Here is a 455-nt window from a genome sequence, read left to right on the forward strand (position 1 = left end):
AGGTAGGAAATTTCTTTCTATTTGGTTTCAATATTTGGATCTACTTTCCCAACAAGATAAACGGAATCCTATTTACAAATGAACTCCCGTTTTGCTATAATGATTGATGTAAAGGAGGGCTTCATGAAAAAGCTACTACAGCTGATGAGTGGCGTGGTCATCATCTTATTGTTACTCTATGGTTTTCAGCTCTTATCGCAGTTTGAAGAAGCTATTGGCACCTCTTCACGAGAGGTAAAAAAGCAAAGAGTCTTCCATCAAAATCCAGATGTTTATGCTTGGTTACAGGTGGATGGTACGAAGATTGATTATCCTGTTGCCCAACACCCAAGGGATGACTCGTATTATTTATCTCATGATGTAGATGGGGCAGAGACTTACTACGGGGCTATCTTTACAGAGTTGGTCAATACGAAAACGTTCGAAGATCCGATCACCATCATCTATGGTCATGC

Annotated in this window: 1 protein-coding gene; it reads left to right on the top strand. The window is 40.0% G+C overall.

Annotation, left to right across the window (positions count from 1 at the left end):
* Positions 1-123 precede the first annotated feature (123 nt).
* The coding region (locus tag E4T82_RS12930) for a class B sortase (protein WP_228065170.1) at positions 124-455 on the top strand (332 nt) is incomplete at its 3' end.

Origin of the sequence: Streptococcus cuniculi, assembly GCF_004570575.1 — a bacterium.
Taxonomy (GTDB): domain Bacteria; phylum Bacillota; class Bacilli; order Lactobacillales; family Streptococcaceae; genus Streptococcus; species Streptococcus cuniculi_A.